Raw genomic sequence first — 5,037 nt, 5'->3', positions numbered from 1 at the left:
GATATAATTTCTGAGTATTTTAAAACGGTATAATAAATTAATTTGTCAAAACAAGTATGTATTTTGGCCATAATCGGTTTCAATTCACGGGCGCTTACATCCAATTCGCACATTGCTTCAAAAAGTTCATTTCTTCCCACATTTGCATTGTAAACAAAATCTCCAATATTCGCATCTGCACCTGCACGCTCAATAGCCATTTTCTCACATAATGGCTGAAGATAATTAATGTCTTTATCTTCCATAATAAGTTCGATAATTAACTCTAATAAATTTTCTCCATTTTGAACAACTTCTTGTTTAAATGGATCTTTTTCGGAAATTATCATTTTGTTTTTCCAGTTCTCTACGAATTGGTGCCTGTTGTTTTTCAAGTGCGAACAAAATACTTCTTTAATATCCTTATCGATTGGAAAAACCTCCATTCCCTCCATTTCCATACGACGAATACCCTTTATATTTTGAATATTAACACAAAAAGTACATTTCGTTAATAGATTTTTGTCACATTTTGTTAATTTATGTTGATAAAATTTATTTTTCTTTTCTTATTTAAATAAGTTGTATTCATATATCCCTTTTCCCTTCTCATTTTTTAAATTATTTTCCTGTTCAAAACTACTTTTTTTGCATCCTTTTTAATTCTTGCGTACAATAAGAAGTGAAAGGTGTGAAAAATATGGTAAATAAAAATGTGGAAGACTATCTCCAAGAAGGCATATATGGCCAAAAGCAAAACAAACCAGAAGAACGTAATATGTACTTAACTACATTACGTGAGCGTGTAGAAATCGCTTTAACCATCGGTCAAGTAATGCAAAGTAATGTGTATACAGAAGTAACAGGTAGCATGCGTTCTTCTCAATCATTACAACTATTCCTAAATGGTAGCATTGCTTACCCACATTTATCAAAATACATTAAATTAGCAAATGAAAAAAATGTTCCTTTTACAATTGTTCAAAATAAAGGCACAGAAACACCAATCGGTTTAGTACTATCTCATAGCACTGCTGTAGATAAAGAACACATTTATGCCGAAGATGATATTTTCAAACAAGAAATGAAGTAAAATAAAAGGTACACTTGATTAAAAAAGTGTACTTTTTATTTTTTAATACATATTAATTTCATTTCTGTCATTTCTTCTATTGCATATTTAATCCCTTCACGGCCTGTGCCACTCTCTTTTACACCACCATAAGGCATATGATCTACCCTGAACGTTGGAATATCATTAATCATGACACCACCGACTTCTAATTCATCAATTGCACGCATTGCTTTACATAGATTGTTTGTAAATACACCTGCTTGTAATCCATAACGTGAATTATTTACTTGTTCTAAAGCCTCATCAAATTCTTTAAATGTATTTACAGTCATAAGTGGACCGAATACTTCTTGGCACTGAACAGATACATACTCTGGAACATTTGTTAATACAGTTGGTTCAAAAATCCTTGCATCACGTTTGTTACCACCGTATACAACATTTGCTCCTTCCTTAACTGCCTCTTCCACCCATGAATTTATACGTTCTACATCGTTTTTTGAAATAAGTGCCGATACATCTGTTTCTTCATGAAGCGGGTCTCCTACTACAACGTTTTCCATTGCTTTCGTTAATTTTGTAATAAACTCCTCCATTTTGCATTCATGCACAAAAACACGTTGTACTGAAATACAAACTTGTCCATTATTCACAAACGCGCCCCATTTTACACGTTCAATTATTTCGTCTGTCAATTCAACATCTTCATCAATAATTACAGCAGCGTTCGATCCTAATTCTAACGTCACTCGTTTCAATCCAGATTTTTCCTTAATTCCAATACCTACTTTCGGACTTCCTGTAAAAGTAATACTAGCAACGTTCTCATCTTTTACTAATGCCTCACCTACAACAGATCCAGGTCCAGAAATTATATTGAAAGCTCCCTTTGGTAAACCAGCTTCTTCAAATAATTCTACCAATGCATACGACGAAAGTGGCGTTTGGTCGGCTGGCTTTAGCACAATAGTATTTCCAGCCGCAATTGCTGGGCCTACTTTATGTGCTACTAAATTAAGCGGAAAATTAAACGGTGTAATAGCACCAATAACCCCGATTGGTTGTCGAATTGTATACGCTATACGGCCCTCTGCTCCTGGCGCAGCATCTAATGGTAACGTCTCACCATATATTCGCTTCGCTTCTTCAGCTGCAAACTTATATGTTTGAACAGTGCGATCTACTTCTCCCCGTGCAGCACGAATTGGTTTTGCAGCTTCTTTTGCGATAATCTCTGCAAACTCTTCTCTTCTCTCATCCATTTTTTGTGCAACCTTTTCTAAAATGGTTGCGCGATCGTATGCAGATAATTTTTTCATTTCTTTCATTGCATTTTTAGCTGAAACTACTGCTTCCTTAACGTCATCTTCTGTACCTTGCGCAATCTCCGCTAATGTTTCTTCAGAATATGGTGCATACAATGGTTTATACGTCCCTACTGATTTCCATATCCCATTTATATATAAATGCTTTTTCATAGTGGTTCTCCTTCCAAATATATGTATACAATAATACATTACATTTACTTCACCTAGTGAAAGGTCTGACTTATGTAATTGTATCATAGCCCTAATACACCAAAAAACATTTTGCTCAAAAAAAACTCTGCTACAAGGCAGAGTTTACGAACTAATTTGTTCTTGGAGCGAAATCTTTTTTTCATCTCCTACAATAACAATCGATTCTGAAGGTTTCGTTACTTCTAACCTCTTAATATAGTGTCCATCTAATTTTTTCACGCAAAATTTATAATTTTCAATTTTAATGGTATCGCCTTCGGAAATCTCAATATTTTTTGTTAGAATCCAACCGCCAATCGTATCGACATCATCGTCATCAATAGTCAAACCTAATAATGCGTTCACTTCACTAACAAGTACTTTTCCCTCTAAAATCGTTTTCGTCTCACTAACTTGTTGGATCTCCGGTTGTTCATCAGTATCGAACTCATCTTGAATATCCCCTACAATTTCTTCTAAAATATCTTCAACGGTTACAAGACCTGATGTACCACCATATTCATCAATTAATATAGCGATATGTGTCCTTTCTCTTTGCATTTTTAAAAATAGATCATGAATTGGGATAGATTCAATAACTAAAATAATTGGCCTAATATATTGCTCCACTGTCTTTTCACTAGCAACGCGATGCTTCACAAAATCTGTAAATATATCTTTAAAATTCACAAAGCCTATTACATGGTCCTTATCACCATCAACAACCGGATACCTCGTATATTTTTCATGAGACATTTTTTGTAAAGCCTCTTCAGCAGGCATTTCTTTATTTAAAATATTCATCTCTGTTCGTGGTACCATTATTTCTTTCGCAATACGATCATCAAATTCAAATATTTTATTCACATACTTATATTCAGATTGATTAATCTCACCATTTTTATAACTTTCTGAAACTAACAACCGCAATTCTTCTTCTGAATGCACTTCATCATGCCCTTTTGGTGGTTTCAACCCAAAAAACTTTGTAATTAACCGAGCTGATCCATTTAAAATCCAAATGAATGGGAATGCAATCCGATAAAACAAAATGAGTGGCTTAGCAACAAAGAAACTCACTTGTTCTGCTTTTTGAATCGCAAATGTTTTTGGAGCTAACTCTCCTACTACCACATGGAAAAATGTGATAAACAAAAATACCAAGATTATAGCGAAAATGTCTGCGAGTTGAGTAGGGACGTTCCAATTTGCAAACAACACATCAAACATGTGCTTTAGCGCAGGTTTACCAGACCACCCAATCCCAAGAGCTGTAACAGTTATTCCTAATTGACAAGCTGATAAATATTCGTCTAAGTTTGTAATGATTGTTTTGACAGATAGTGCACGATTATTTCCTTCTGCAATTAAATAGTCAATTCGTGAACTCCTCACTTTAACAATTGCAAATTCTGCTGCAACGAAAAATGCCGTTAAGGCAATTAAAACAATCACTATACTTATACTATATATGTCCAAATACTTTTCCTTACTTACAGTGTAAGCAAGGAAGCCACCTCCTACTTAAATTTATTCAAGTGAAGTAAGCATTCTTATACTCTAATAAAATTCTACATTAGTAACCACCTTTTTATATATTATATGCATACATAAAAAAGATATTTATAATTATGATAATCTAATTAGCTTATTATCGTCAAACTATAATAAGCCCAATTTTCCGATAACTGAAAATGATTTATATAAATCGTATGTGCTAAACAACTGAACTTCGTGAAAAAACACTTTCTTTGCCGATTCCACACTTCTTTTGTCACACCTGAAGGGAACTTGCTACATAACTAGAAATCATTCAACAGGATATATATAGGAGGGATTATTTTGGAATATAAAACACCATTTATCGCAAAGAAATTAGGTGTTAGCCCAAAGGCTGTTGTCCGGATTGCACAACAATTAAATCTTACGATAAAAAAAAATAAATATGGGCATTTTATTTTTACACAAGGTGATTTAGATTTAATGTTAGAATACCATCGTTCTCAAATGGACCAGCCTCAAAACTCTCAAACTACTCAAAAAACATCTTCAAATGATGTAGAAAAATTAAAAACTCAAGTAAACACAATTGTTCAAAATACATCATCGAATGATTTTAAACAATTAACAGCTCAATTAACCACAATTACAAGAAGACTAGATCGAATGGAAGAACAAATGCAAGATAAAGCAAATGATGTCGTTACATACCAACTTTTACAACATCGCCGCGAAATGGAGGAAATGTTAGAACGAATTCAAAAACTAGAAGCTGCCCTAAAAAAAGAAGAACCAATATACATTACTCCTGATGCAAAACCAACATATGAAAGAGAAAAGAAACCGAAGCGTCGTAAAATGATTTTTAGTATATTTGGACTATAACCTTTTAGACCCTTATTACAAAAATAAGGGTCTACTTTTTCGTATGAAGAAAGATGACTGTAATATGACACCCTTCTTCATACTATACATATTCATATA

At 33.5% G+C, this 5,037-nt stretch carries 4 protein-coding genes and 1 pseudogene; 2 read left to right on the top strand and 3 right to left on the bottom strand.

What is annotated here, in order from left to right:
• Positions 1-440: pseudogene (locus AB3X48_RS17710) on the bottom strand (BA2291 family sporulation histidine kinase); the annotation flags it as partial.
• Positions 441-679: 239 nt separating this feature from the next.
• Between AB3X48_RS17710 and AB3X48_RS17705 the strand changes: the two are divergent.
• Positions 680-1,072: a YueI family protein gene (locus AB3X48_RS17705; protein ID WP_002157973.1), complete on the top strand. Its 393-nt coding sequence runs from the start codon at positions 680-682 to the stop codon at positions 1,070-1,072.
• 35 nt (positions 1,073-1,107) lie between these two features.
• Here AB3X48_RS17705 and AB3X48_RS17700 read toward each other — a convergent pair whose 3' ends face one another.
• Positions 1,108-2,532 (bottom strand): aldehyde dehydrogenase family protein, encoded by a 1,425-nt coding sequence (locus AB3X48_RS17700; protein ID WP_088099036.1) that lies wholly within the window; start codon positions 2,530-2,532, stop codon positions 1,108-1,110.
• 144 nt (positions 2,533-2,676) lie between these two features.
• Positions 2,677-4,032, bottom strand: coding sequence for a hemolysin family protein (locus AB3X48_RS17695; RefSeq protein ID WP_088099035.1), 1,356 nt, complete (start codon positions 4,030-4,032; stop codon positions 2,677-2,679).
• Between the two features lie 363 nt (positions 4,033-4,395).
• Between AB3X48_RS17695 and racA the strand changes: the two genes are divergently transcribed.
• Positions 4,396-4,938 (top strand): chromosome-anchoring protein RacA, encoded by a 543-nt coding sequence (racA, locus tag AB3X48_RS17690; RefSeq protein WP_002157976.1) that lies wholly within the window; start codon positions 4,396-4,398, stop codon positions 4,936-4,938.
• The last annotated feature ends 99 nt before the right edge of the window (positions 4,939-5,037 follow it).

Origin of the sequence: Bacillus sp. S4 (assembly GCF_040838205.1) — a bacterium.
Classification (GTDB): domain Bacteria; phylum Bacillota; class Bacilli; order Bacillales; family Bacillaceae_G; genus Bacillus_A; species Bacillus_A cereus_U.
Note: the sequence above shows the minus strand (reverse complement) of the source record. Positions and strands in the feature narration are given on the sequence as shown.